The sequence below is a fragment of the Mesorhizobium sp. M0058 genome (assembly GCF_040323095.1).
Lineage (GTDB): Bacteria > Pseudomonadota > Alphaproteobacteria > Rhizobiales > Rhizobiaceae > Mesorhizobium.
The window spans coordinates 152530-178410 of sequence record NZ_JAMYUQ010000007.1 but is presented as its reverse complement, the minus strand read 5'-3'; the positions used below and the strand labels follow the sequence as shown (position 1 = coordinate 178410).

24 protein-coding genes are annotated in these 25881 nt (G+C 57.6%); 9 read left to right on the top strand and 15 right to left on the bottom strand.

Annotated features, from left to right (window positions below):
• Window positions 1-847: 847 nt before the first annotated feature.
• From NKJ75_RS13880 to NKJ75_RS13870, 3 genes are all read left to right on the top strand, one after another.
• Window positions 848-1309 carry a Ros/MucR family transcriptional regulator gene (locus tag NKJ75_RS13880; RefSeq protein WP_352499811.1) on the top strand — a complete coding sequence of 154 codons (462 nt, stop codon included), beginning with the start codon at window positions 848-850 and terminating at the stop codon, window positions 1307-1309.
• A 222-nt stretch (window positions 1310-1531) separates the two neighbouring features.
• Window positions 1532-1723, top strand: a complete 192-nt coding sequence (locus NKJ75_RS13875; protein WP_023817519.1) for a hypothetical protein — start codon at window positions 1532-1534, stop codon at window positions 1721-1723.
• A 39-nt stretch (window positions 1724-1762) separates the two neighbouring features.
• Complete coding sequence (locus NKJ75_RS13870; RefSeq protein ID WP_352499810.1) at window positions 1763-1984, top strand: hypothetical protein; 222 nt, start codon at window positions 1763-1765, stop codon at window positions 1982-1984.
• Here the strand turns inward: NKJ75_RS13870 and NKJ75_RS13865 are convergent.
• The 6 genes from NKJ75_RS13865 to NKJ75_RS13835 all read right to left on the bottom strand — a co-directional run bounded on the left by NKJ75_RS13865 (window position 1981) and on the right by NKJ75_RS13835 (window position 8588).
• Window positions 1981-2205: a hypothetical protein gene (locus tag NKJ75_RS13865; RefSeq protein WP_023817515.1), complete on the bottom strand. Its 225-nt coding sequence runs from the start codon at window positions 2203-2205 to the stop codon at window positions 1981-1983. The genes NKJ75_RS13870 and NKJ75_RS13865 overlap by 4 nt on opposite strands.
• Before the next feature lie 108 nt (window positions 2206-2313).
• Complete coding sequence (locus NKJ75_RS13860) at window positions 2314-2973, bottom strand: outer membrane protein (RefSeq protein WP_023817512.1); 660 nt, start codon at window positions 2971-2973, stop codon at window positions 2314-2316.
• A 203-nt stretch (window positions 2974-3176) separates the two neighbouring features.
• Entirely contained in the window at window positions 3177-3407 is a 231-nt protein-coding gene (locus NKJ75_RS13855) for a hypothetical protein (RefSeq protein WP_352499809.1), read from the bottom strand.
• A gap of 524 nt (window positions 3408-3931) precedes the next feature.
• Complete coding sequence (locus tag NKJ75_RS13845) at window positions 3932-6820, bottom strand: autotransporter family protein (protein ID WP_352499808.1); 2889 nt, start codon at window positions 6818-6820, stop codon at window positions 3932-3934.
• 699 nt (window positions 6821-7519) lie between these two features.
• Window positions 7520-7723 (bottom strand): hypothetical protein, encoded by a 204-nt coding sequence (locus tag NKJ75_RS13840; protein WP_352499807.1) that lies wholly within the window; start codon window positions 7721-7723, stop codon window positions 7520-7522.
• The gene (locus NKJ75_RS13835) at window positions 7710-8588 is read right to left on the bottom strand and encodes an ATP-dependent DNA ligase (RefSeq protein WP_023817503.1); all 879 of its coding nucleotides are present in this window, start codon (window positions 8586-8588) and stop codon (window positions 7710-7712) included. The genes NKJ75_RS13840 and NKJ75_RS13835 overlap by 14 nt, the downstream gene beginning before the upstream one ends.
• A gap of 125 nt (window positions 8589-8713) precedes the next feature.
• Here NKJ75_RS13835 and NKJ75_RS13830 point away from each other — a divergent pair, with 125 nt between their 5' ends.
• From NKJ75_RS13830 to NKJ75_RS13820, 3 genes are all read left to right on the top strand, one after another.
• Window positions 8714-8899, top strand: coding sequence for a DUF3606 domain-containing protein (locus NKJ75_RS13830; protein WP_352499806.1), 186 nt, complete (start codon window positions 8714-8716; stop codon window positions 8897-8899).
• 193 nt (window positions 8900-9092) lie between these two features.
• The gene (locus NKJ75_RS13825; protein ID WP_023817496.1) at window positions 9093-9287 is read left to right on the top strand and encodes a hypothetical protein; all 195 of its coding nucleotides are present in this window, start codon (window positions 9093-9095) and stop codon (window positions 9285-9287) included.
• A gap of 43 nt (window positions 9288-9330) precedes the next feature.
• Window positions 9331-9558, top strand: coding sequence for a KTSC domain-containing protein (locus tag NKJ75_RS13820; RefSeq protein WP_352499805.1), 228 nt, complete (start codon window positions 9331-9333; stop codon window positions 9556-9558).
• A 120-nt stretch (window positions 9559-9678) separates the two neighbouring features.
• Here the strand turns inward: NKJ75_RS13820 and NKJ75_RS13815 are convergent, their stop codons facing one another.
• Entirely contained in the window at window positions 9679-10425 is a 747-nt protein-coding gene (locus NKJ75_RS13815; RefSeq protein ID WP_352499804.1) for a hypothetical protein, read from the bottom strand.
• 1179 nt (window positions 10426-11604) lie between these two features.
• Here NKJ75_RS13815 and NKJ75_RS13810 point away from each other — a divergent pair.
• Together NKJ75_RS13810 and NKJ75_RS13805 are read left to right on the top strand one after the other, a co-directional pair.
• Window positions 11605-12435 carry a thermonuclease family protein gene (locus NKJ75_RS13810; protein ID WP_352499803.1) on the top strand — a complete coding sequence of 277 codons (831 nt, stop codon included), beginning with the start codon at window positions 11605-11607 and terminating at the stop codon, window positions 12433-12435.
• A 12-nt stretch (window positions 12436-12447) separates the two neighbouring features.
• The gene (locus tag NKJ75_RS13805) at window positions 12448-13281 is read left to right on the top strand and encodes a DUF8758 domain-containing protein (RefSeq protein ID WP_023817490.1); all 834 of its coding nucleotides are present in this window, start codon (window positions 12448-12450) and stop codon (window positions 13279-13281) included.
• Here NKJ75_RS13805 and NKJ75_RS13800 read toward each other — a convergent pair.
• From NKJ75_RS13800 to NKJ75_RS13780, 5 genes are all read right to left on the bottom strand, one after another.
• On the bottom strand, window positions 13232-13711 hold the full coding sequence (locus NKJ75_RS13800; RefSeq protein WP_081740573.1) for a DUF488 domain-containing protein: 480 nt from the start codon (window positions 13709-13711) through the stop codon (window positions 13232-13234). The genes NKJ75_RS13805 and NKJ75_RS13800 overlap by 50 nt on opposite strands.
• Before the next feature lie 1528 nt (window positions 13712-15239).
• Window positions 15240-16463, bottom strand: coding sequence for a hypothetical protein (locus NKJ75_RS13795; RefSeq protein ID WP_352499802.1), 1224 nt, complete (start codon window positions 16461-16463; stop codon window positions 15240-15242).
• A 294-nt stretch (window positions 16464-16757) separates the two neighbouring features.
• Window positions 16758-17249 carry a hypothetical protein gene (locus tag NKJ75_RS13790; RefSeq protein ID WP_352499801.1) on the bottom strand — a complete coding sequence of 164 codons (492 nt, stop codon included), beginning with the start codon at window positions 17247-17249 and terminating at the stop codon, window positions 16758-16760.
• Window positions 17246-18064 carry a hypothetical protein gene (locus NKJ75_RS13785; protein WP_352499800.1) on the bottom strand — a complete coding sequence of 273 codons (819 nt, stop codon included), beginning with the start codon at window positions 18062-18064 and terminating at the stop codon, window positions 17246-17248. The genes NKJ75_RS13790 and NKJ75_RS13785 overlap by 4 nt, the downstream gene beginning before the upstream one ends.
• A 1102-nt stretch (window positions 18065-19166) precedes the next feature.
• On the bottom strand, window positions 19167-19595 hold the full coding sequence (locus NKJ75_RS13780; RefSeq protein WP_352499799.1) for an XRE family transcriptional regulator: 429 nt from the start codon (window positions 19593-19595) through the stop codon (window positions 19167-19169).
• Window positions 19596-20515: 920 nt separating this feature from the next.
• Here NKJ75_RS13780 and NKJ75_RS13775 point away from each other — a divergent pair.
• A complete protein-coding gene (locus NKJ75_RS13775) occupies window positions 20516-20866 on the top strand; it encodes a hypothetical protein (protein ID WP_155924136.1) in 351 nt (116 codons plus the stop codon).
• Window positions 20867-21185: 319 nt separating this feature from the next.
• On the opposite strand, the gene NKJ75_RS13770 is transcribed toward NKJ75_RS13775, so the two are convergent.
• The 3 genes from NKJ75_RS13770 to NKJ75_RS13760 all read right to left on the bottom strand — a co-directional run bounded on the left by NKJ75_RS13770 (window position 21186) and on the right by NKJ75_RS13760 (window position 25809).
• Window positions 21186-22517: an HlyD family type I secretion periplasmic adaptor subunit gene (locus tag NKJ75_RS13770; protein WP_023817478.1), complete on the bottom strand. Its 1332-nt coding sequence runs from the start codon at window positions 22515-22517 to the stop codon at window positions 21186-21188.
• Window positions 22517-24121: an ATP-binding cassette domain-containing protein gene (locus tag NKJ75_RS13765; protein WP_352499798.1), complete on the bottom strand. Its 1605-nt coding sequence runs from the start codon at window positions 24119-24121 to the stop codon at window positions 22517-22519. Before NKJ75_RS13765 ends, NKJ75_RS13770 begins: the two co-directional genes overlap by 1 nt.
• Window positions 24122-24228: 107 nt before the next feature.
• Window positions 24229-25809 (bottom strand): hypothetical protein, encoded by a 1581-nt coding sequence (locus tag NKJ75_RS13760; protein WP_023817474.1) that lies wholly within the window; start codon window positions 25807-25809, stop codon window positions 24229-24231.
• Between the last annotated feature and the right edge of the window lie 72 nt (window positions 25810-25881).

Below are 25881 nucleotides of genomic sequence, written 5' to 3'. Positions count from 1 at the left end.
GATGTTCCAGGGGGATTCACAGATTCGCGCTTTCGATCTTCAGAGAAGGGCGGTCAAGTTGCTCGCTTCGGGGGAGCTTCCAATCCTAGACGAGAAGACTGATCGCCAGCGAAAGCGACGGCATCTGCCTCATTTTCGAATGCTCGGGAATACGTTTCACCGTTCCTGCCTATGATGCGAACAACCCACTCGCCCAACGAATGGCCGATCTCTAGGAAGAGGGAAGACGAAGACGCCGGCCGGTACGTGACGCTGTCCAAAGCCCTCGGGAGGCTTGTCCCGCCAAAATCGGCACCATCGGAGGAATGAACTTCACGCATGCACTGACTCCCGAGACCGCGAGTCAATTAGCGCGTGCTTAATTAGTTCCAGAACGTTTTAACGAATCGTTGACCGCGCTGTCCCATTATAGGACGGCGCGGTCAAACCCCAACCTTGGCTGCGCAGGCGGCTTCGGCATTGAGTTCCACCCGAACTGTCGGAGCCGCCACCCACATTCCACAATTTACCAGCAATGGTTGAATCAACCGTTACTGCACGTGCTTTCCAGGGCGCTTCCCTGATCGTTAGACTTTGACGGAACAAACCGGGGATTCACCGATTCGAGGTTTCGATCTACATTGCCCGGACCGAAGCGATCTTCGACGATATCGCAAACGCCCTCAGAGAGCCCCGCCTGGATGTGTGGCGCCCTGTCCGCGCCAGCTGTTCCTTGGCCTTCCCATCGGCTTGGTGTTGGCCTTGGAATGGCGCTGGCCACTAGGGAAGCGGCCCATCATCGGGCCTCGAGTTGCGCAGCTGCGGCAGCAGCTATAATAGATCGACTTCAAAATCGAGGACTCGCACCATGACCGACGCCCACAACCACGCCGCTGAACTGGTAGAACTCACGGCTGACGTGGTGTCCGCGTACGTCAGCAACAATCCCTTGCCAGTCGCGGGCTTGGCGGACCTGATAGCCTCAGTGCACGCGTCGCTGTCTGGCATCGGCCATCGCGTGGCTGCCGCGACCGAAGAACCAGTGCCTGCGGTAAATCCGAAAAGGTCAGTATTTCCCGATTACATCATCTGTCTTGAAGATGGTAAGCGGTTCAAAACCCTTCGGCGGCATCTGCGCGTGGATTTCGGTCTCACTCCTGACGCGTATCGAACGAAGTGGAACTTGCCATCCACTTATCCGATGGTCGCTCCCAACTATGCGGACTCACGGTCTGCCATGGCGAAGTCGATCGGTCTGGGTAGGAAGGCACCGCAGCCCACGGCAACTGCAACGGGCAAGGCAAGGCAGACGGCTAAGGCTAAAGCGTAGCTTCCGCGCTCACACCATTACCACCGCGACATCAATCGGCGATGTATGCATCGCGGCGGACCTGTCCGCTCTTGGCCGGCACCCACCCAGGTTCCCCAAAACCACTGGCGCCGGCCATTCTGGAGGCACGTCAGCTTCGTATAGGAGCCCAAACTTTTCTTGTTGAAGACCGCTTTCGACAGTACGGTCCCCGTTTGGCCTGATTGCTGGGGAGGCAACACCATGGCTGTCGTAGTTCCAATTCGCAAAGCACACCCTCGTGTCGAAGTTGGCGAAGCCTGCGGCGAGTGGTTTGTCCGCGTGGTCGAGGAAGACCAGGAACTTACCCGATCATTCGCGATCGAATCCTACGCCTTGGCATTTGCAGAAGGCCAAAGGATGCGTCTGCATCTCAACACGTTTTTGCGGCTGTAGAGCAAGCCTATGCAGAGGTCCGCAGGGCTACTGGCGGACTTGGGCGATAGCATCGAAGCCATCGGCCACCACATTGCGACCATGGAAACGCGACAACTGCACCAATTGCTCAAGTTGTTGCCATCGAGATCGGAAATGGCCAGCGCGGAAATGGTGATGGGCATCCTAATCTATCGCGAGATCGAATTGCGCCGCCAGCGGGGGACGGGCGGCAACGTGTTGCCCTTCCCTGGTCTCGGGACTCCACCTATCCAGCACTAGGCAGCGACGCCGGACCTGTAAGAGGCCATCGGATAGCGCATCCCTGTCGGTGATTGTTTCACGGTCTTGAGCAGCACTTCATGCGGATCCTGCACGGCCTGGTGGTTGTCGCAGCTCGGCGACAAGCGGGCTGACGATGCCTTGTGCAGCCGTTCCGCCTCGGTCCTGAGCGGCGAGCTGTTCCTGCGAAACTCGTTGTGAGGGGTTTTCGTCTTGACCATGGTAGCGAACTCCGTTGAGGGGATCGCGCAACGAGGGACATGTTTCCGGTTCTTGCACAAAAAAAGCCCGTCGCGGCAAGCGACAGGCTTTCTATGGGACTTCAGGGATTAGAATTTGTAGGCGATGCCGAAGCGAACCTCGTTGGTCTTCAGATCAACATCCGATCCCGTATCTTCAAATGATTCGCTGCCGAAGTCAGTATAGCGATACTCGGCGCGCAGCAGCAGATTGTCCGTCATGGCATAATCCAAGCCCACTCCTATCGTCCATCCTGTAAATGTATCTCCAAACGAACCTGGACCGGTATCATTGCTTATTTTGATGTCGCCAAACGCAATGCCACCCGCAATATAAGGAAGAAAGCGATCAGCTGCATATCCCAGGCGAAGTCTTGCCGCCCCACTCCAATTGAGTTCTTCGGTGACGCTGGCGCCCGGAATTGGAAAACCAGGAGCGGCGAATACTTGGCCGCTGCCATCAACATTCGCATAGACGACGTCCAGTTCCGCACCAATCACGATGTTGTTCGACATCTGATAGTTGTAACCGGCGTAGACGCCTCCAAGGAACCCATCAGGGTCTGTGTCTACAAAGCCCGGTCCACCGATTTGGTCAACGCGACCATCACCCCAAGCATAGCCTGCCTGAAGGCCGACATACCCCCCTGTCCAGCTAAAGACCGGCGCGGCTTCTGCAACGATGGCATCGGCAGCAAAGGCTGACGACGTCAGCAACGACAATGACAAAGCGAAAAGCAGCTTCTTCATAAGTGATCTCCCATAACTGCCTTTTTTGGTAGCAGAGCGCGCCGATTCATGCAGTTGTTTTTCTGCCACAGTTGGCGCAATTCAAAGCGCCGCCTGCACTCGCATGAGGCCCCTATCTGCCACCGGCGGCGATCGGATCGCCCCTCCCCACGATGGGCAGCTGCTCGGCTATCCCTTGTCCAGAAGGTTCAGGCCGCGAACACTCATTCTGGTTGCCCAGAACCAGAATTAACATCGAGGAGGGTACGATAAAGGCTGTCGACCTCCTTGTCGTCGAACGCCTCGGTCAGCTCGCTTTCCGCAATCCCCTCAGCCTCCGCGTCGGCGATTAGCCGCTTTGCGAGGTGCTCGATCTCCGCTCGCTCTTTCGGCGCACCGGCGTCGGATAGATCGTGTTTCCATTGGTTCAAGAATAGGACGGCCGGCTTGCTCATTCGGGAACACCTGGGGCAAAGTGCACGACGGCATCGACCAGCGTCCGATATAGGCTATCAACCTCTTCGTCGATCTCTTCGCGCTTGATCGTCAAGGCTTTAGCGTCGGCATACAATTTGTGTATGTACTCACTTACCGAAACGGCGTCGGTCTTAGCCGTTTCGGGGAGATTGTTGCCGATCGCCCAATCGAGAAAGTTGACGCCGCGTGTGCTCAGGCGTAGGTGGCCCGCTCCTGATCTTTCTTAGCTGGGCCATCTCTGTCATCCTCTTGAAAGTCCTGAAGTGAGGCGTGGCGCAGGTCATCCTCGCCGCGCAGGTGCTTCACGCTCCAATTAGCCCCGGCTTGACCCATTGCGTCGCCGGCCGCTTCATGCCCTTCGGCGCGGGCCCGGCGTGTTCCCCCGCCGGCGGCGCAGTTTCCAGGACACGTGAATTTCAACACAACTCCGGAGCAGAATACCCGCTTTCACGGATGAGCTGCTCGGCATCTAGGGTCCAGTTTCAGATGGGAGCGCCCTCCGTCACCACTTGACCCGCAACCCCAGTGAGCCGGTCAGTGCATAACTGTCACCGAAGTCTTTCAGACCTGTCCGGGCGAGAGCTTCGCCAAAGACCGAGAACTTGTCGCCGGCCCAATTGATCGTACCGCCGACGCCGAGACCGCCCCAGAGCTGCTGGTCTCGGCTTGAGAGGTTGGTGCCGGCCAGGTCGACCGAGGAGCCATCCCCAAAATCATAGTAGAGGTTGGCGATGCCGTAGAGGTTCGTGTGGCCGGCGCGGCCCGCACGGTCCTGCCACTGCGTCTGGTGGTCGAGCGAGAGGCCGAGGCGGCCGAGCAGGCTGTCGTTGGTGCCGGGGGTAACCCTAGCGCCAAAGGGGTCGGTGAAGGCGTCGAGATCGACCGACGACCAGGCAAGCTGCGCTTGCGGCGTCAGCGACCAATTGGGATCGAGCATGATGCGTTTGCCCGCTTCGACACCGAGCGCGTAGCCGACGCCGTTGTTGCCGTCGACGAGCCGCTGTCCGGCGGTCGCCGAGTCGAGATTGCTGTCGTACCAGACCACCTGCGCCTGGCCGTCAAGGTAGAAGCCTTCCGCGCCGTACCAGGTCAACGAGCCGGAAACGCCATAGCCGGTCGTATCGATGGACCCGCTGCCGAACACCGACGAGATGTCGGCGGATACCGTGCCATACTGGAAGGCGACGCCGCCGATGAGCTGACCGGCCGCGCTATCCGAGACAAGCATGTCGGCGCCGGTCTGCAGCCTCCAGGTCGAGGTATCATACGTCGTTGCGGTGGTGGAGCTTTCAGGATCGTAGGAGCCGCTGGTGCCTTCGATCCTGCCCCACAGCCCGATACCGGCCTCGGCCTTTACATCGTCGGAGATACCGTCCGCGCCTTGCGCTTCTACGGTCCACGAGCGGTTGCCGAGCCGCTGCTGCAGCGTACCCAGTTGATTGTAGCTCTGCAACACGCCCGCATAGGCTTCGTACACAGGTGCACCGGCCTGGAAGAGCAGGCTGTTGTCGAGTTCGGAACGGAGATACCAGTCGCCATCGCCGGGGGTGTTCACGCCGCCCTGGTAGAGCCTGTAGGCATAGGCGCCCGCGACGACCGCCGCATCGCCTTCGAAGATATAATTGCCGTTGAGCGAGAAGGTGCCGTTCGAGATGCCGCCGACGTCGACGATCTTGATGCCTCCGACCGTCTGATCGCCCGAGCCGCCGACATTGACGACCTGAAGGGTGCTCGTCCCCGACGTGTTGCCCGCGATCACCAGCATGTCGGTCAGCGAACCGTCACCACCGAGCTCGGTGTGGAGAACGACGTTGCCGCCATTGCCGACGTAAGCGCCGCCGATGGTCAGCGTTTTGCCGAGGCCGCCGCCCGCGATGCGCACCGTTCCGGCGTTGCTCAGCCCCGCAATCGACTGCGAGGTGCCGCCAAGATCGAGAGTGGCGCCCGAGGCGACGGAGAACTGCGAGGAGGAACTGAACGCGTTCGCAGCGCCCGCGGCAAGCGTGCCGCCGGTGACCGAAGTTCCGCCAGCAAAGGCAGAGTTGTCCGAGGCGAGCACCAGCGTGCCGTCGCCGCTCTTGATGAAATTGCCGGCGCCCGAGAGCACGCCGGCATAGCTCGCATTGGCAGCCTGGTCGAATGTAAACGAGGCGCCGGCGCCGATCGCGGCATCGCCGCCGAAGCGCTCGGCCGCCGAGACGAGACCACCCTGGTCGATTGTCCAGTCAAGCAGAGAGGTGCCCGACAGCGTTAGCGATCCCGCGCCATCCTTCACCATCACGCCGGTGCCCGAGATATTGCCTGCAAAGCTGGCGTCCGCCGCCTGGTCGAACACGACGGTTCCGGCATTGCCGATGTCACCACGGATCGAAGCCGCATTGCCGACAAGCGTGCCGGCTGTGATCGTCGTGCCCCCCGCATAGGTGTTGACGCCCGTTAAAACCAGCGTGCCGCCTCCGGCTTTCGTGAGGCCGCCTGCGCCCGAGACGGCATTGCTGAGCCTGAGGGTCGTGCTGTTGTCGGTCAGGAACGTTCCGTTGCCGGTCAGGGCGACGCTCCGGTCGCTGGCTATGTCGGCGGTCGTCTGCAGCGTGCCGCCATTGAAGGTCAAGCCGCCCGAAGGGGCTCCCAAATTGCCATCGCTTGAAATCTGCAGGACGCCGCCGGACAGCGTCCACGGCGTAACTGCAGTCGTTGTCCCCGTCAGTGTCCAGGTGCTGCTTCCGGTTTTTTCATAGAGTCCGAAGCCATCGTATTTGGCGCCAGCGCCGATCTGGGACACATCGAAACTTGCATTGGTATCGCCGCCTAGCTTGAACGTATCGGCATTGCTGAAGGCAACCACATTGCCAGTGATGTTCGAGCCGGCCTGAATCTCCAGGGAATTGACGCCACCGGTGAACTGGATGGCTCTGCCGGCTACCGGCGTTCCACCACCCGCGCCGACTGCGCCACCTGTGATCGTACCCGCATTGATGACGGCGATGTTGGAGCCCTTGATCCCAGCGCCGCCATCGCCTGCCGTTCCGGTCGCCCCGGCCTGACCACCAATGCCGCCAATGATCGTCGCCCCGGTCCCGTTGATGACCGTTCCACCCGAAAGTAGAAGAACACCAGCGCCACCGTCCCCACCGCCGCCGAGCAGGGTTCTTCCGCCGGCACCCCCGAGCAGATGTCCGCTGTTCTGGATTGTCCCGCCGGCAGTCAAGACGATGGCAGCTGCGCCACCGCCGCCGCCTGATTGGACCCCAACTATAAGGCCACTCGTGCCGCCGGTAACGCTGCCGCCCGCCTCTACAAACACGTTTGCAGACGAAAATATGCCGACGCCGCCACCGCCGCTGCCGGAAGTGCCACCGGTTCCGCCTCGACCGCCAGTGCCACCAGCCACCGATCCGGTGCCAGTAACTGTAACGTCGGCCGTGGCACTGACGCCGACACCGCCACCGCCACCGCCGCCGCTCCTGACGACGTTGTTCGTGCCAGGTGAGCCTGTGGCGCCAGCCCCGCCGCTGATGCTGGTTGAAATTGTCCCCTCTGTGGAAATGACCTGACCCGTAGCACCAGTCGCACCGGCAATGCCATTTGGGCTGTTGGCCGTGAAGACTCCCGCTCCCGATCCCCCGGGCGCACCGTTACCCGTTGTTAGGTCAACGCCGCCACCACCGCCGCCGGCGGTCGACCCATTGGGGATACTCTGACCCGTGGCGCCCGCTAGTGCACCGTCCACACCCCCCTGTCCAGCACTCACGCCTGTGCCATTGCCGCCATCGGCCCAAGCCGGCGCGGCGCTCAGCGCAAGGGTGACCGTAAGAATCGCAAAGGCAGAAGCGCTCCAGCGAAGCGACGCTGGCTGCTGCAAGCGCGCGAGATGCAAAACCCAAATCCCATCGCGCGCCAAAGTCCGCTCCGCCATGCCTAAGCTCCCTGATTCCTGAGTGCGCTGAAGGCAGCATGAAAGCTATTCGCCCGCAAGACGTTTACAGTCATGAGAGCTACCAAGAAGCTAACGGTGATCAGTAAAATGAAGTCTGCGGCTGTTTGAGTGACAGAAATACGTCACATTAGATTTCGCTTATTAAGAAAGACCTTACCCAAACTCGAGAACAATCTCGCCGTTGACGGTCTTGATCTTGCCAAAACCGTCCACCGCCACACCATCAAAGCCCTGCAGCCACGCGTCGGCATGCTCCTGCCAGTAAGCTGGCACCGCGCGCTCCTTGCCATCCTTGCGCGCCTGCGCACCGTACATCCATGCATAGGTGACGCGCTCCTGATCTTTACGCACGGCCATTTGCATCATCCTCCCAGAAGTCCAGCAACCTTGCGTGCCGCAGCTTCTCTTCGCCTTTGAGGGTCTTGACCCGGCCGACTAATCCGGGCTTCAGCCACTCGGCCTTGTCCTTTTTATGCCCCTTCGGGACCGGGCCGCCAACCTTGCCCTGGACGCGATCCCATAACGCCCGCCGCTTGTCGGCAGTGAACGAGACGAATGCACCGCCTTTGTAGTGGCCCTTTTCAGCCATGATCACCTGGGCAGCTTTGCCGCGCTCGCGCTGCGCGCCGATGATCTCCATTTCCTTTTCCTCAAAGCACTTGATCTTGCGCCAGGCGCTCGTCTTGCCGCTGAGATATGTGCTGCCCTTGAGCTTCGAGACCATGCCTTCCAGCCCGGCCTTGTCGACTAGGTGATAAACCGCGTCGCCGGTGCCAGGCATCGCCTCGCTGAATTGAATGTGCCCAGCGGCCGGGATCATTTCGTGCAGGATCTCGCGACGATCTTCGGTCGGCATCCCGCGCAGGTCATGGCCGTTCAGGAACAGCAGATCGAATGCGACCAGGTAGATATCCGGCGACGGGCGCCGCAACCCAATCACCGCCTGCATGGCATGGAAGTCTGGCAGGCCGGCATCGTTGATCATGATAGCTTCGCCTTCGAGGATGAAGCTTTCCGCGTGGATCGCCGCCGCCTCTTCGGCGAGATAGCGATATCGAGCCGTCCAGTCGAAGCCGTTCTTTGTGAAGAAGCGGATGCCGTCTTCATCCTTGATGACCTGAGTGCGGTAGCCATCAAACTTGATTTCGTGGCTCCAATCGTCGCCGGCCGGCGGCACATCGAAAAGCTCGGGCTCCATTGGCCGGATGAATTTTAAACGCATGAACACACCCACACCCGGCCATTCAATAAGCTTAAGCTAAAATGGTTCCGAAACCGGAAACCGGCTTTTGGTGCAACAAACACGCTAACTGAACGTTGCTCGATATTCGCAGGAGGAATCGAGATATGGTCGACGACAAGAGCAAACGGGATTTTCGCGATCGGGACCGTGTTTCAGCCGATGAGGATTATGAGGTCGAGTATTTCGCCACGAAGGCCGGCATTACCCCGCAGCAGGTCAGGGAACTGATCGCGAAGCACGGCAACCAACGCGAGACACTGGAGCGGGAAGCGAAGGCGCTGCGGAAATAATGACCAGGCTATCGGATCTCGGCAGACCAATAATCGGGCATCGACATGAAGGCCCGCCCGCGAGCGAGCTCGATCACTTCATGCCTTGCCCTGTTTGCGGCCAACAGATCGACATGCGCGACTTTCGCCAGGTCGCTTATCATGCCGATCCGGATCACGATCAGCCTATCGGACTGGACGCTTAGGAACAAAAGTGCCGAAATACCACGTCGAGGAAATGGACGGCGAAACCGTGACGGCTACGCACATCGTCCACGCCACAACGCCGATCAGGACGGCGCGGGAAGCGACAGAGCGCGACCTCACCCTGCCCACCAGCGAACCCATTTGGATCAGGGTTGCCGACGAGAAGCGCGGCCATATATTCGAATATAGTTTCAGCCTGTAGCTGACGATCCAACTCGGCTAGCTGAGTTTTTGAATGGCATACCATGCCGTCGACCTCGATACGCAAGTTCGACTATGACCCCAGCACCAGGGTTCTCTCGGTTTGGTTTGTAGCGAGCGGGAAGCATTACGAGTTTTTGGACGTACCTGCTGAGGCCTTTGCCGCGTTCAAAGCTGCCTTTGCCAAGGGCGTCTATTTCAACGTTTACATCCGGAACCGTTACGCATTCCGGCTCGCGCCAGGGAGGGCAGCAGGCTCGTCGGGCGGTTGACACAATTTCGAATTCAAAGCGGCCCGCGCCACCCAAGAAGGAATGCGCGGACCCGACCAGATGCAGCCGCCGGGCGGACCGGACGGCGTCGACTGGGTTGCTGCCGCCGCATGAGGCCCCTTAAGGCGTGGCCGGCGCCAGCTTGGCGGCTACTTGGTCGATCTTGTCGGCAAGCACGCCATTGGCCCAATCTGTCACCTCAGGGTCAACGGGCTTGTTGGCCATTTGGGCAAGAGCTGCATCGAGCGATGGAACGTTGGCAGCGGCGTCAGCGGCGGCGGCCTGAGCATCGGCGGCGGCCTGGGTGGCGTCATCGAATGCTGTCTGTGCTGCATCGAGGTCGGCCTGCGTCGGGACATCTTCGGGCGGGGTATTCGGGTCAGCCGCTTTCGCATTCAGCGCGTCGAGCGCCGCTTTGGCGTCGGCAACCGCCTGATTAGCGGCATCGAGCGCCGATTGAGCGTTCTTGGCTATTGCCGACTGTGTCACAAAAGCCTGCACGCCAGCGAAGTTCTTGCTCTTGGAGTGCATAAGGGCGTTGGCGTTGCGCTGCAGTGAGTTCAACCGACCCAGCTTGGCATGGATATTCTTTTCCTTGGACACAGAAGCGGTAGCGGCCTTCGCGACATGGTCCTTGGCGGCCTGGCCCTTGGCTGATGCCGACTTTCCGAGCGAACCGCCGCCTCCGCCATTGCCGCTAGTATTACCCTTTCCTCCGCTATCATTGCCATTGCCGCTACCATTACCGTTGCCATTGCCATGGCCGTTACCATTGCCATGGCCGTTGCCACCAGCACCAGCCAGGGCCGGCGACACCAGAAGCGCGAACACCGCGAATGCAGCAAAAAGGGTCTTGCGGGATGTCATATTTCCTCCGACATTGCCACCGCCGGTAAACGTATAGCGGGCAACATGAGCAATCGCTAACACAAAGGGTAAACTTAGATATAGCTGTGCTTTCATTGCGAGACGAAGCGGCCGGCCGGCGAAACGCCAACCAGCATAACTCTTTGAAATTGCTGAGGTAAATCACCCTCCTTGGGACCGGCCGGCCCTCGAAACTCAAAGGTCTTACAGCCCTCAGACCAAGGCCTTAGGCCGAAGTTTGGCTGCCACCAAAGCCTCGACACGTGGCGACCTTGGGTCTCGGCACGTTCTCGGGAGAAAAACAAAAGCCCGGGGACGGAGGCGAGCGGGCTTGTATGGAATGGCCCGCGCCTGCTTCGCAGGCTGCGCGGGCCGACCATGATAAGTGGAGAGGACATCTTGGTCACCGGAACGGACCGCTGAAGAACGAGCCGGGTGTGACCGATGAGCCGGCGGGCAATCGGCCTGGAGTAGCTGGCACGAGCCAGCATTGGTCAACGAGCGGCGGAGGGGTTGGTTGCCCGAGCACGTTCCAGGCGCTCGTGCGACGAAGCCCAATGGTATCTCCAAAATTGCTCGTGGGGCGGAAAGCTCGATCGCGATGGCCATAAGCGGCCCCCAAGGGGGAAACCCGACCGTTGCCATCTCAACATCGGGGGGATCTGCACAGGGTAATTCTTGTTTCGTTAGGTGTTGCCTCGAGTGGAACAACCACATCACCAAGCGCAGCCGCTAAGCTGCGCCGGAATTCAGCTGCGCATTGCCGGCTTTGCTCAGCACTGAGTGTATCATTTTAGCACAATCTCTAATTGGTAGACTCGCGTGAAGCAAAGGCGGTTAATCCCGCCCGTTAGGGCCCAAGGGAGGGAAAAGGCCAAAGGGAGGAAAAACGATGTCCGTGAAAACAGAAGACTATCGAACGAACAGAGCCGACTACGCGATCGCCGCACATGGCGGAAAGACCGCCGATGATGACGACCGCGAAGAAGAGTTGGCGGCAAAAAAGAGGTCGCTGTGGCTAAGAGATCGGCGAACCACCAGATTGACCGCAAACCCGTCCGAAAGCTTGCCAGGACCGAAAGCCAGGTTGCGGGCTAGTTAGCGCATCCCCGAACCTGCGGAGCCGGCCGGCTGGACTCCAAACCATAACAGTAGCATCCTCTCATCGGGGAGAGGGGTTTGGACAAATACCGATACGACAATCGGTCGGGCCAAAGGGGCAATCGGACCGTCACTAAGCTGCGGGGTGCACGCCAATTGGCTGGCATTCCGAAGCGCCTGATTTTCGTCACGGTGGCTGCAATGTCCGCCTTCGTGACGCAGTTCGTCCTGCGGCACAGCAGCCGTGCACCCGAGATCCATCTTTCGAGCCAGATCAGCCATAGCCCAGGGCTGATCGCCGGTGTCGCCTCGGTCATCGACGGCGATACGATCGAGATCCACGGCCAGCGCATCCGCTTCAACGGCATAGACGCGCCCGAAAGCCGACAGATATGTAAAAACGCGAACGGCGCCGACTATCCCTGCGGCCGGAGATCGGCCCAAGCGCTGGATGCCTTCCTGGCGGCATCGAGACCAACCGACTGCACATTCGTGACGTGGGACCGCTATCACCGATTTGTAGGCGACTGCCGGCGCGCCGACGGCACCGGCGTGGCTATCTGGATGGTCGAGCAGGGTCAGGCGCTGGATTGGCCCCGCTACAGCCAAGGCGCCTATGCAAGGCAGCAGGCGACCGCGAAGGCCGCGAAGGTCGGTCTGTGGGCCGGCACGTTTCAGGTGCCCTGGGAATGGCGCGCGGCGCACGCTGAAGGCACGACGCCGTCGAGCCAGCCGTTTGGCCTCGTCAGCCGCAAGCTGGTCGCGCAGAGCGGCTATTCGTGCCAGCCACGGCGGACCTGTTCGCAGATCGGCTCGTGCGATGAGGCCCAGTGGTATCTGCAAAATTGCTCGTGGGGCGGAAAGCTCGACCGCGACAAGGATGGCATCGCGTGCGAAAGCCTTTGCTAGGAGCGTGGCGCGATGGTGACGAGAACCGCAAAAATACTGGTGCTTTGCAAAACCTACCCTTCGCCGAGCAGCAAGTATTCCGAGACCTCATGCGTAGCCGGAATGGAGGAAACAGGTTCCCTGATCAGACTGTTTCCAGTGCCGTTTCGGCTGATCAAGGATGACCAGCAATTCAAGAAATGGCAGATGATTGAAGCCACGATCGAAAGGGCAAGAGACGACAACCGCCCCGAAAGCCATCACATAAAGGTCGACACGATTAACAAGGTTGACGCTCCCCTCTCGACCAAAAATGGATGGGCCGATCGGCGGGCGTATCTAAGCAAGGCGCCTATCTTCGACGATTACGCCGCGGTCGAGGCATCTCGAAAAACCGCAGGCAGCACACTTGCATTTTTGCGACAGTCCAAAATCATTGGGCTCGACATCACAGCGGCAGCGAACCCGGACTGGACATCCCAGGAGCGAAAGAAACTATTGCAGCATCAGCAACAGGCTGGGCTTTTCGATGATGCAGACGCTCCAGCAATTAGAACCCTTCGGAAGCTGCCACACGACTTCCATTACCGCTATCGGTGCACCGTGGGGGGTATTGACGCAGAGTATCGGCACAAAATCGTCGATTGGGAAATTGGCGCTCTGTATTGGAATTGCCGGCGGGGGCACGGCAAAGATTGGGAAGCCCCCTTTCGCGCCAAGCTAGAACACGATCTACCTGCGGCCGACCTCATTTTCTTGATGGGAACGATCCACAGGTTTCCAGATCAGTGGCTGATCGTCAGCCTGATTTATCCCCCTAGGCGGCAATCGCCTCAAATGGCTCAACGATCTCTGTTTGATCTTTGAGATGAGCGATTGAAGAACCTGTTTTGCGGGCCGCCGCTCTCGCCACATAAGTCCGATGGCAAAGGTTATGGTCTGCTTCGAAGCAGACCAGGCATGAACTCTTCGACCGAGCGAGGCTCGCCACTTCGTCAACAGCCGATTCCTGACCGCCCAGGTATTGCAGAAAGCTTTTTGTATAAATCGACCAGTTCCCATCTCGCTTGTAACGGTCTCGGACTGGCTTTGGGCACCCCATTGCCTTGGCATGAACATAGGAAATTCCGGCGGCGGCTAGCGCCTGCTCAAAAGCCACTTTCGAAAAGCCACGTTTGCGGGATAGAGGGGTTGCGCGCACGTCAATGACCTGACTGACGTGTGCCGATTGTAGTCTCTCGATGAAACGTTCAATCGTCAGCCCCTCGTATCCGAACGTGTAGATGCGCGTGGCCATGCACTGCCTCCTGTTTGCTGACCTTATAGCGGGATCGGCAAAATCTGGAAGATACGACGGTTGTGTGGGAAATTTGTGTGGGATAAGCGAATATCGTTCGCAAAAATCCTGTCAACCACTTGAATTCATTGGGCGCACCCGACAGGATTCGAACCTGTGACCTCTGCCTTCGGAGGGCAGACAAGACAATGTTGTTTCTTGTGGCGGCTAGTTGCGAGCCTCAGCGCGGATCCCTGACCGTCGGCGATCGGCTGGCCTTCGATGATCGGCTCGCGAACTCAACTCCGACTGAGAGTTTCGACACGACGGAGGAGGTTCCTGGCTGAATTGTGATTCCAGACGCCTGAACGCGGCGAGAGGACACCAGCCTCGTTAAGTGCGTGTGCCAAGGCTGATGGTGAAACTTTCGCACCGGGCAGTAGTTTCTCCTTTTGCGATCGCACGAAGTCCGCGAGTCCGCGTGCAAATGCGTCAGCCTTGGCCTGGTTTGCCGAGTTGCCTCTCTTCCAGTTATCGGCCGAAGGCTTCTTTCGAGTGCCTGTTGACCTTAGTCCGCTCTTTATAGACCTTTCACGGTTTACCCTAACTATCACGGCTCGGTTCATCAACTTGCTTCGCGTCTCCGACGACAGTGATCGCCAATGGTCGTCGCTACGCACATCCCAAATATCAACGAGGATGGTATCGAGGGCTTTCACACAACCAACGATTTTCTCCGCCGGAGTTCGAGACAGCGACTCCGAAATATCAGCCATGACTAGCGAACATTTGAGCTCTCCTGCGTGGCGGAGCGCCGTTCGGAATTCTAAGCTCTCCGTAAAAGCTGTTTCGGTGTTGGTTGTGGTTTTGAAAGGTGTGGGGGCGAGACGATAATTATTAGCCGCAGCCCAATGTTGGATCATCCTGCGCTGTACGTTCAGCCACGAGAGCTTGCGTAGCTCTGAAAGCGTGCGAGGTTGTCTCCCCACATGGCTAAAATAGAATGCCACAAACTGCTTCTGATCTGTCATTGCAATGACTGCACTATGTTCAGTGTTTTCAATTTGATCTGCTGCCTCTTATCTCGCGCACGGCAGAGGTTGGCGCGACTTATCAGGCAGCGTCACCAGAGCACACATCGCGAGTTCATGCACAAAGATGCTAGACGACGCTCGGAGCGCGCCCTGAGCGTCCCCTGAGCGAACCTGATGTGCTCGTACGCCATATCGAACATGTCGCGATCCCAGATGCGATATCGGCCCAGTCCCAGGCGGATAAGCTGACAAGGCGGGCAGTTCCGTAACCGGGAGAGGGTTGTTGTTGAACTCATCTACCGCTTTCTGAGCCTTCATGGTCGGCAGCCGTGCTCGAACCGAACTTTTCTCCACGCATCGAAGCGCGTCGCGAGCGTTCTGAGCAGTCTCGACTCGTTGACGGCGTTGCTCTTGCGAAAAAGGCAGGCTCGGGCATCTAATAACTTGTCTTAGACGCAATGACACATTGGCGCCTAACATGAAGCCATCGCAGAACCTTTGCATCTCACCTGTCTCTACGAAATCGTAGCCGCGGCGACACGATCACCCAGATGACGCAGTGCCATCAGCACGCGACCGGTCAGCTCCTTGTAGGCGATCATAGGCATCTCTTGAGTTGTCGACCTTTCAGCCTTAGCGTTTCCTATCTTTCTTGCCTCCGTGCGCATGGTCATCTGAAGCGCTCCGGTTCGCCTAGCTCTTGCATCGTCCATGGCCTGCAGCCCTACAACGCCGCTATTCAGGAACTTGGTTCGACGTTCATTCTCTCTGAGATGGCTTAGAGTAGCGTGGTTACCCTTTGGCAGCGCACCCGCATCTGTAAACGTCGGCAGCCTGAACTGGAAATACAGACCCTGAAATGTCTGGAAGCGGAATGCCATCAGGCTCGTCATTGTGTCGATGCCGATGCTTCGCAGTTCGGTTTTCGAAAGCGTCACTTCAATCCTCACTCGCCTCTCATTCTTGGGGAGGATCAAGCGTGTCCCGGTGCCTTTGTTCTGTTGGTCCATGATCTTGGTCATGGTGCGCCAGGACGGTGAAGCTTTCTTTGCGCCCACGTAGTAAGATGAATCAGCTACAGCCGGCCGGTCCTTATCGGTAGCCAGAAGCAGTTCGTCGTTTCGGTCGGGGCTGCCTTTCTGAGCCGCCAGTACGTGAGCAGTTTTCCTTGTACCCTTCCCCCATGTGAACCGCGGCCGATCAGATGGTTCTGAAATGACATCCCGGCCCGGAAGATGGCTTCGGACGAGAACGCCAAACATTTTCGCCATGCTGACGTCCGAAGGCACCTTGGGACGGAAGTCCACGCTGATCTCGAGGTTCTCGACCACGGTGGGCTCGGATAATCCCCAAATGTTGGCGATGGCCCTTTCTGCGACTTGCAAGACCGAAGGTTCCGGTTCCTGAAAGCGAACTCGAAATTCCCGGTATGGAGCCTCGTCGTCGTCTCTGCTTTGCCAAACATGCGACCTGGCGCCGATTGCCGTCTCCAGCTCAGCGAAGATCCATCGCCACTGGGTATGACGATCGGTCTTGAAGACCAGATCCACCCAGTCTATGACGGCTGTAGTGATATACGCGCCGAAATCGATCTGCGGCTCAAGCGTCAAGCGACCCCGCAGACGAGCCTGAGTGTTTAGCAGCCGGCTGCATTCATAGCGGATCTCTGCGGCTGGAGAGCCGTCCTTGTTGGCTATGGTGATGTTCGCGCCTAGGGTCATCCACTTGCTTTCGTTCATGGCCGGTTATCGGGTTTGTTCCACCTCGGCCGCTGTCTTAAGCTGACCGTGCTCTCTGGGCGTCCGGTAGATCTAAAATTGGCAGCCACACTGTCAGGGAAGCTCACCTGAACGTTCCGTTGCCGGTTCAGCTGAATGTGTGCATTCAAAACGCGCCGGCCGTGGAGAGCTTCCCTGACCGGGTGGCGATTGGCAGGTTAGATGTGCGCTCGGGTCCTTACCCTTGCGTTCGGATTATACCCGGCTAGCCGCGCGCATCGGGGGCGCCGGTCACCCGGCGCCCGTAAGTTCTGGCTACTGCCAGAGCCCCGTAGTGGGGTCGTTGGCCATCGGCAGGGCTACAAGCTTACCAACCTCTTCCACCACCGTATCGATCTTGGAATATTCGACCCATTTTTTTGATGGGTAGGGTTCGATGGCCCGCAGTGCGTCGCGGATGAGTTCCGCTCTTGTACTGACAATGCGAAATCGCCTGAGCGTCACCAAAATAGCCGAATGCTCAGGATCATAACGCCCGTGCCAAGTCCAAGTGTCATACCGATCTGCCGGGAGGGAAATTTCCCCCAGCTCGCATATCAGCGCATTGATAACCGGTCCCGGCAGGTAATTCTTGCCGGGAAATATGCCAGGCATGCCCATAGTGCCGTAGCAGTCCGAGATCGCCTTTCTCCTGCGGAACTCGTTGCCGGAACGGGTGTCGTGGGAGGCGCATTTGAACCGCCTTGCCGTCGTCCAGGACCAAGGCTTCGGCCGTTTGGGTTTAAGGCTCCGGACAGTAGCGATCACGCTGCATTCCTTTTCTCTGCTGCAGAGGCTTTTTCAGCCATCAGGGCTTTGAATTCGGCGTCCCTCACAATACGTCGCGCGGTAGAAGTGTCGCCGATCGTTTGCTCACATGTCATCAGCTTCGCGCGCGTCGACGCATCGAACTCAGGATCGTTTTTGTCTTGCCGTTCGGCGACAAATTTGTCCCATGCGTCGTGAAGCTCGCCGTACATCGCACCGATCTCAGCTCTGTCCTTGTTGCACTGCTCCATATGTATTTCCAACGGCGTTGATCGACCTTCCAATTGATCGATTTGCCACTCAGAATCACGAATGGCTTGCTCCGCCTGTCCAATCTCAAAGCCCAACCGACGAGCGTCACGCTCTTTGCGGCCGGCTGCTCGCGCGACTCGCTTGATAGCCATTTCCTCAATCGTCGGCGGCGTGTTTCTAAAGGTAAATTCGGATACCCCGAACTGGTGGTCTTCGGGCTCGTCCCCGCCGTAGTATTCGTCGCGTATGGCATTAATGGTTTCCGCGTCATCAGGAAGTTCCGCGGCAGCCCACTGTAAGAGCTTTCGAACAGGCACTTCTATGTATCTGATGTTAAACTCATTTTGAATATCTTCGGGAAAACGGAAGCTCAAAACACGTTCGTATTGAACGCCTTTTTCCTCGTCGCCAGCATCCTCGAAGTGCCTCACGTCGTGATCTGATACAAGCTTATCTATTTCCAACAAGACAGCCTGGACGTCGGCGCCCGAAATGGTCTTGCTTGCATTCTTGCGTTGATCAGGTTCGATCCGCTGAGCAGGCGGGTTGGTCGGATTGGTCATTTTGTGGTCTCCTATTCGAGCACAGGAATTGTGCTCTTGATTGTTCCTATAGCGCTTATGAGACCGAGGACCGGCGATTTACCGAAGGACGCAATATAATTGCGCAAATAGGATGAAAATGGCGTCGTTGGGCATCTAGTGTCTTGGCTCGCTATGCCCCAGGCCCCACCGCCTGGTGAACTCTTGGCTCGTCATGCACGCCGGCTATCGGACGGTCCCGAAAAGTTTTGCCCCGTCTCAGGTGAACAAGGGCCGAGCAAAATCGGCCTTCCTATCGGCATTAAACAGAATCTCCACCGGACTATGAGGTCGACTGCCAGGGCAGCTTGCCGCAAGGATCGCAGCTTGAATTATTCGCCCGGTAGGGCTGCCATGGTTGTGCGTACACCGAATTCCAGCTGAGGAATTTCTGCTATTTAGTGTGCGCTCTCAAGCGTTTGTGATCCTAAATGTGATTGGATCGGCTAAGCTAAGAAATAGCTTTCGTGCGCTATATCCGACAGCTAGCTGCTGTCGGCGTTTGGTGAGCTTCCATGGCTGTTTTGGTGCTGGCCTTCATCCCGGTCTTAGGTTGCGTTTGTCAACTTATCTGGCAAAAAGTCGTTTTGGGGCCTTGGGTGTCAACTTAAGGTAAACTTAGCGGTAAGCGCCTTCTTGCCGTTTAAGAAGGCGCTTAACGTTTTGGTTGACAGGCGGCTTGGTTTCGAGGGTCTTTTGGAGTGTTTGGGCTTGCTAAGTTGACGTTTGTCAACCTGGGCCGGGTCCTGAGGGGCAACGATCCCCTGCCCTCCCACGCAAAACGGAGCATTGAGCGATTATTCTGTGGCGCAAGTGGAGCCATTCCCATGCGCTGAGCACGCCCATTCTAAGACTTCGACCCATGATTTTTTCTATGGGGTTCATTCAGTCTGGTGACCAAAGTCGATCGGTTCCTGACCCCGCACTGGTCGCACGATAAGACCCGTGGCACCAGTGGATATTGGCACCACGGCTCTCGTTAGTTTCACATGCGAAGTGCACGGAAGTGCCCCTGCTACAAGCTGGGAGCGACCGTCCGCAGGCAAGGCTGTGACATTTACCTCGATGGATTGCACTACCGCCTTCACAGACCTGGATACGGTCCGATCTTCCCGAAAATCGCGCGCAAGATCTTTGCCCGCTTCGCGGTCACGGGTGGATCTGTGTTGTCTGACGCTTTGCGAAGCACCTCGATCCAAGACACCTCGTTCTCGCTCACCACAGTTCCGAAGATTTGCTTGATCGCCACCAACGCGCTGCTCTCAAAGTATTGCTCGAGCGCCAGGAGGAAAAGTCTCGCAGGGTCGCACTCCAGCGCTTTCGCGAGTCCCGGAACGCGGTCAAACGGTACTTTTGCTGCGCCCGACTTTAACATCGATACAAAGTTGACGTTGGTAAACCCTGCTTCGACGGCGATGTCTCTTTGGCTTTTTCGACCCTTTAGCTGGTCGATGCGACGATCTATGAACTTCGCAATTCCTGTATCTGCGTTTGGTTGACCGGAAGCTTTCATTATTTTTATCTCGCTATTAGACTCGTGTGCATTCACATCTTATCTATATCGAGAATAGAAAGGGTTTATGCATAGAAGTGTAAACGCATAACGGAGATATAGCCATATTTATACGCCATATACCTATCGAGGCGCTCCACCCATACTGTCGTCCGGATAGACTGGCTTCAGCCGCCGAAGGTCGTTATTGTGAATCGAAACACGAACTGTTTCTATGCTGACTAGAGCGATTCTGGATCCTCGCGGATTTTGACCATCTTCATGCCCGCTTGGGTGCAGACGGATCACAGCTGCGATAGGTTGAAAGACCAAATGAGCCGCTTGATGTCGGACGTCTCTCGGCCGCGGTGTCCCACGAGCAGACGTTGGAACCAGAGCCATTTCGGTTGTGAAGTGCGGTGCGCTGCTTGCTGATCTGGATCGGCGGTTAGACCAACAGCATAGCGTGGTGGGCTAACCTGGCCTGGATGCCGGCCTGCCGAACTACATGCCGGTCCGCAAGCCGCCGTAAGCGCCCGTCGGCCACGGCTCGCGGCGTGCCGCCGAACACGTACCCGACCATGAAAGCCTCGTACGTGCTTCTCCGCATGCTTGCCTGTGCGGAAACGATCTACTCCCTCAGGACATATTCGCGGGCAACCTGCATTAATAAGGCGTCGCTTCAGGATGAGCCGCCGCCCGTAGTTACTGGGCGAGGCGCACAGCCGATTGCGCGTCCAGCCGTCTGCGTTGGGGCCGAAAGCAGACCGTCCGCTTGCGGTGAGCAAACGCATTTCCAGGCCGGCGATCCGCCCGATCAGTCTGCGGAAAAAACCAAATCCTCGCGGGCAAATGGATATTGAGTTGACTTTCCCCTAGGCCACGCGCAGCAGTTTGAGGGACTGAGGCATAAAGGTCTGAAAACGCTGACGAAGGCTGGGTTGACTTCCGACGAATGTAATAGTTTAATTGCGATTGGAAGCAATGTCTTACGGCTGTGGCTCGAAAGCGGGGCGATGTTGAAAGGTGAACTCGCTGCCTTCTGGCAGTCTGATCAGCAGATATGCCAGCGCGTTTTCGACCGGTTTTGTGTCGAGCGACATTTCGAACGCGACAGCGAGGAAGCACGGGATCTCGCCACGATCCTGCTAATTCTGTTTCAATGTGGCCACACTGAAGAAGCAGACCTTCTTGGTGCGGCCTCTGCCGCTTTCTATTTCTCAGCTCCGGCGAACCCAGCGGCAGCGAGGGGAAAAGCTTTAGGCGGGCGCACCGTCAGTTGGATGCCTTAATTAACTGGGCGCTTCCCTAGTTCGGACTGCACGGGAGCTAGAACCCGTGAAGGCTCCCCTTATCACTTTGATCACGCCTATGTCGGAACCCGCACAGATGTTGATCGTCGATCACCGGCCTATCGAAAGCTCAACGATCAGCTGCTTCGGGATCGCAGCGCCGTACCGGTACCGCCCCACGCCGTTCGTCTATGAGCGTGGCAAGACGGGGCTCTTCTCTCACCCCAGCAGGTGCACGCTATCTTTTGAGATGTGGAAGCGCTGACCTTGCGCACCGCTCACAATCCCATCCCAAAGGTGTCTGCCCGATGGCCAATCCCTATTGTTCGCGAAGAGCCCGACCCATGGCAGTGTATACCGGAGCGCTGAGATACTCCCATGCCGACCTCGCTCCAGTTTCGATCATGACCTGTGTGCTCATTCCAGCTTGCAATGCTACAGGCGATGCCTTCAAAGACTCCGGTCTCAGAACAATTCGAACCGAATAAAAAGCCTGACCGGTCCGAGGGTCTATCAGCCGATCCGCTGAAAGGGTGCGAACGTCACCGCTCATTGGTTGCTGGTAACGTTTGCTCACAGAGCTAAGCCAAACCGTCGCGTGCAGCCCCACTTTCACCTGATCTACGTCAAGAGGGTCAACGTTTGCCACAACCACGAAGTTATCCTCCTGGGGGACGATGTCCATTAGCGGCTCTCCCGCCGCAATGACCCCCCCAATTGTGTGGACCTTAACTCCCACTATGGTACCTCCGATAGGGGCGCGTATCGCGGTACGCGTTGCCACGTCATCAGCGGCAGCCATTTTTTGCTTGTATTCGTATATTTTGGCACGAGTTTCTCCTAGTCCCTCGACAATGTCAGCCGTCGTAGAGGCACGTAGTTCGGCAATCTTGAATTTCGTCTCCTCCATCTTTTGTTTCGTCGCGCCGATCGACGCTATATACCCGCTTAGGGCGCCTCCCACGTCTGCCTTTTCCCTCTCTAAGTCTATAAGGCGTGTCCTGACCACCAACTTCTTTTCATACAGGGCGCGGACATCACCTAATTGCTCCTCGATAAGCTCGAGTTTCCGAGTGGCTGCTACTACTTGCCCTTCAAACCCCTCTATTTCCTTCGCCATGCTTCCGGTCGCTTGCTGCAGCAGAGAGAGTTGTTCTCTGAAGAGGTTTTGACGTGTCCGAAAGACGCTTTCCTGCCCGGAAACAGCATCTGCTGCCAATTTGCCCGACCCCTTCAATTCTGGCGGAATATCTATCGAATCCTTTCCGTCTCTTTCTGCGACCAAGCGCGCCTCTGTAGCCTTGGCATCATACCACTGTGCCTTGATCTCATTTGCAGCGGCGGTCGAAGCAGTGCTCTGCAACCGTATCAGGACCTGGCCCGGCGCTACGCGATCTCCCTCTTGAATGAAAATCTCCGATATGATGCCGCCTTCGAGGTGCTGAACTGTCTTTACGTTTGACGCTACATTCACCACCCCTGTGGCCACAACAGCGCCCTGGATGGGAGCTCCGACAAGCCACATGCCGGTCAGGGTCGAGAAGGCGGCGATTATCGCGAAACCGATGATGACAAAACGCTTACCAAACGGCGGCGGGTCTTCGGCTTGGTGAGTGGCGGGCTGTTTGGTACCAAGGGCAAGCGAGACCATCACTTGACACTCCGCAATTCAGTTCTCCCGGGGCGTATGGGACGAACTGAACGTTCGGTATGATCGGCGAGCTCAGGTGTTCGGCCACCGAGGATCAGTGACCTGTCAACCAATCCAGCAAGCCGGGTCGACCGGCTGGACATTGTCACAACTACCGAGCACCCTGAACTCTTCATGTACCCCACGGCGGACTCAAGCGCTTTTCTAGAAGAGCTATCTAAATTAGCGAACGGCTCGTCCAGCACAATGAGCCTCGGCGACCGGAACAGTGCTCTGGCAAGTGCTACTCGCTTCCGCTCGCTTCCGGACAGCCCGACCGAGTCATTCAGCAGAGTGTCATACCCTTGGGCCAAACGAACGATAACTTCGTGAATTCCAGCAATTTTCGCAGCTGAGACTACGTCATCAACAGAGGTTTCTTGAAAGCGTGCAATGTTCTCGCCCACGGTTCCTTCAAACAGTTCAACCTGCTGGGGTAGATAGCCGATGACTTCCGCTCGAATGTGATCCGGAAGACGGGTTATGTTCATGTCTCCCAAACGGATCTGACCAGTGCGTGGCTTGAGAAGGCCAATGAGAAGACGACTGAGTGTTGTTTTCCCGGAGGCTGCACGCCCCATGATCACCAGCAATTCGCCAGGAGCCAGCGCAAAAGTCAGTCTTCTGAATACGTATGTTCCAGATCCGGCATGCTTGAAAGTGACTTGATCCAAATTTAAAGTACCTTGCGGTGTTCCAGGAAGCAGCGAAGGCTCCAAGTCCAACGGCTTGGTAAGTTCCGCTTTGATCTTAAAGTAACCTGCGCGCGCTTCATGAAGGCCTCGGATCTCACGAACCGCACCTGCCACCATCCTATAACCGAAGCCAGCAATAAGCCGAGCTGCAAACACGCCGCCTAAGGAAGCCAGGTCGTTCAAGAACAGCCATATGCCAGTCGCCAGCAGAATGATATTGAGGCCTCGCCGCAGCGCACGGATCGCCAAGCCAAGTAACGTTCCCCTGGCGCTTAGCCGTTCCCTTTGCAAAAAGCCGTCCAGCCTATTCCTAGTCCAACGGCCTGCAATCGCGTCCGCCATTGCAAAAGCACCGACAATGTCCTTGTGCCTTTCCGCTGAAACCAACACTTCTTTCGCCTGCCTGGCAGCTTCACTGTGCGCTTGGCGGGGTTCTTGGGTGAGCTTTTCCTTGAGCAGGCTCATACAAACCAGCAAAACTACTCCTGTAAAAGCGACCAGCCCGAGAACCGGATGAATAAGGTATGTACATAAAAGGAAAACGGGAGCCCAAACCACATCAAGCCAAGAAGCTAGCCCTCTCTCTACAAAGCTAGAGACTTTCTCGATGCTGGCCAGAAGCGGCGGATTGGCAACGCCTGCCGTCAACCCGGCTCTCACCGATTGGCTCGTTAGCTCGTGCTCGATCCAGACGCTCCATCGGGAAAGCATGCGGCGCCGGACGGTTTCCAGCGCCGCGCCAGTTACCAGAGCGAGCAAGGCAGCCAAGGTCAGAATAATGAGGGTTTCCACGCTGCGGCTGGAAATGACCCGGTCGAATATTTGTATAAGAAAAAGCGGCCCGGCAAAGCGCAAGGCATTGATAAACACGCTGAATACCACCAGAGCCGCAAGGCCGGGTATCGACCTGCGCCACATTTCGCGAAGGGGGGCGCTATAGCGACGCTTGCCTTGTGTTCTCATGGGGACACCGTCTTTCACGCTCGCCCAAGGGGCGCGTGCCGATCGGCATGCTCGTTGAAGAGTCCAGAGAAATTCATGATCACTGCATCAATGTCGTCATGAGCATCCAACGGCGGCGCCTCAAGTGCGTTTTGCAGAGGCCGATCATGGTGATCGGCCGCCTCCAACATCGACCAAGTTTCGTTCAGCAGGTTGGACATCCGGGCCGTCGGCAGCGGAGGGTACCCGAGGGCCTGTACGATGCCGCCGAGCGACGACTTGAGGACACCGCGGCTTTTCGCCAAGACTGCTGCCTCTATCAGTTCCACGGGCGCCTGCACCGACATGAGTGTGGGGACAGTACCCTGGGGAGATCGCTCAGGCAGAGTGACCAAAATGCTTCCGAATGGACTGGGCCACATCGCCAGGCTGCCATTGGCATTTACTTCTCCAAACTCGGCCAAAATCAACTCGCGCGCGACCTTTGCCAAGAAATCAATCCGGAGTTGATGAGAATGGGTTCGATCCACGCCGACCGGCATGGCTGCCTCCGACGATGCCGCAATGCGCCGCAGGTACGGGTTGTTGCTCTGTCCATTGGCCAGTTTTTCCGCAGCGCGAGCCCTAAACACAGGACCGAGCGCGCCATCCTGGAGGTCCCACGGGGAATAGCAATGCAGCCCGGTAGCTTCCTCAGCCTCCCTCACGCCAAGCGGCGATCGGCCAAGTCTGCCGCTGATGGCCAGCACCTTGTGGCCGGCGGCGCGCAAAGTATCCACTCCATACTTTGCTCCCATCGCGTCGTAGGAAGCGAATATCGTGCCGAGAGCCATGCTGCGAAACGATTCCGCCAGAATTAACTCGGACGTTTCCTTCTGCTGCAGCCCGTCGGCAATCTCTATGACGGCAACGTCGCATCCGTTCTCGGCTGCATGGTTCAGCAGGCGGAAAGCGCCTTTTTCGATCATTTCCACTGAGGCAAGATAGGTGGTTGCAAACCCGGCGTCGGTGAAATCAAGAACGATGTCAGCGCCCGCATCGCGCACAATCCAGGTGTCGCCGCCGGACCCGGTCCCGGTAATCTTCAGGGCGGCAACCTTCAGCCCTGCTCTTTTGAAACCTCTTACCAACGACGTCGCCGTCAATGTCTTTCCCGCGTTCATCGATGTTCCGAGCGACAGGACAATCGGCAGAGAGGGGCGAAGGTCGTCGGACCTGACCTTGTAATCCCAAACATTCAATCGGCGACCGAACTTGTCCCCGATCAGTCCGAGAGGGGTGATCTTCGTTGGCGCGATCATGCGATCATGTCTGGAAAGCTCACACGCAGCGATGCCCCCCCCCGCCACCAGGTCACATGGTCCGAGATCAGGGCCTATAACGGCTTCGAACTGGTCCGGTGCGTATCTGTTTCCATAGCAAATGATTATCTCATCGCCGGGAAACATGATCGCCTTTCTCCCGTTGATCAGCTCCAACCTGCTGTGATTACCGAGTTTGTCGACACGAGCCAAAACAAGATCGCCTGCGACCGGTTGCAAGGATCCTGTGATCAACGTGCGCATATGCGAGGCCGCGACCCGGCGAGTCGCGAACGAACGCTTGGCTTTCTTCATGCGCCCGCGCTGAATTCTACAAATCGACATGATACCCACCCCAACTCTACTTTGAAACACGTAGTCCGAGTC

What these genes read in the sequence shown, in the direction of transcription:
- NKJ75_RS13880 (WP_352499811.1), top strand. Translation starts at nt 848, where the DNA reads ATGACCGACGCCCACAACCACGCCGCTGAACTGGTAGAACTCACGGCT.
- NKJ75_RS13760 (WP_023817474.1), bottom strand. Translation starts at nt 25,809, where the DNA reads ATGAAGAAAGCCAAGCGTTCGTTCGCGACTCGCCGGGTCGCGGCCTCG.
- NKJ75_RS13860 (WP_023817512.1), bottom strand. Translation starts at nt 2,973, where the DNA reads ATGAAGAAGCTGCTTTTCGCTTTGTCATTGTCGTTGCTGACGTCGTCA.
- NKJ75_RS13840 (WP_352499807.1), bottom strand. Translation starts at nt 7,723, where the DNA reads ATGGCCGTGCGTAAAGATCAGGAGCGCGTCACCTATGCATGGATGTAC.
- NKJ75_RS13785 (WP_352499800.1), bottom strand. Translation starts at nt 18,064, where the DNA reads ATGACCAATCCGACCAACCCGCCTGCTCAGCGGATCGAACCTGATCAA.
- NKJ75_RS13805 (WP_023817490.1), top strand. Translation starts at nt 12,448, where the DNA reads ATGGTGACGAGAACCGCAAAAATACTGGTGCTTTGCAAAACCTACCCT.
- NKJ75_RS13820 (WP_352499805.1), top strand. Translation starts at nt 9,331, where the DNA reads ATGCCGTCGACCTCGATACGCAAGTTCGACTATGACCCCAGCACCAGG.
- NKJ75_RS13815 (WP_352499804.1), bottom strand. Translation starts at nt 10,425, where the DNA reads ATGACATCCCGCAAGACCCTTTTTGCTGCATTCGCGGTGTTCGCGCTT.
- NKJ75_RS13855 (WP_352499809.1), bottom strand. Translation starts at nt 3,407, where the DNA reads ATGAGCAAGCCGGCCGTCCTATTCTTGAACCAATGGAAACACGATCTA.
- NKJ75_RS13830 (WP_352499806.1), top strand. Translation starts at nt 8,714, where the DNA reads ATGGTCGACGACAAGAGCAAACGGGATTTTCGCGATCGGGACCGTGTT.
- NKJ75_RS13875 (WP_023817519.1), top strand. Translation starts at nt 1,532, where the DNA reads ATGGCTGTCGTAGTTCCAATTCGCAAAGCACACCCTCGTGTCGAAGTT.
- NKJ75_RS13770 (WP_023817478.1), bottom strand. Translation starts at nt 22,517, where the DNA reads ATGGTCTCGCTTGCCCTTGGTACCAAACAGCCCGCCACTCACCAAGCC.
- NKJ75_RS13835 (WP_023817503.1), bottom strand. Translation starts at nt 8,588, where the DNA reads ATGCGTTTAAAATTCATCCGGCCAATGGAGCCCGAGCTTTTCGATGTG.
- NKJ75_RS13795 (WP_352499802.1), bottom strand. Translation starts at nt 16,463, where the DNA reads ATGAACGAAAGCAAGTGGATGACCCTAGGCGCGAACATCACCATAGCC.
- NKJ75_RS13780 (WP_352499799.1), bottom strand. Translation starts at nt 19,595, where the DNA reads ATGAAAGCTTCCGGTCAACCAAACGCAGATACAGGAATTGCGAAGTTC.
- NKJ75_RS13800 (WP_081740573.1), bottom strand. Translation starts at nt 13,711, where the DNA reads ATGGCCACGCGCATCTACACGTTCGGATACGAGGGGCTGACGATTGAA.
- NKJ75_RS13865 (WP_023817515.1), bottom strand. Translation starts at nt 2,205, where the DNA reads ATGGTCAAGACGAAAACCCCTCACAACGAGTTTCGCAGGAACAGCTCG.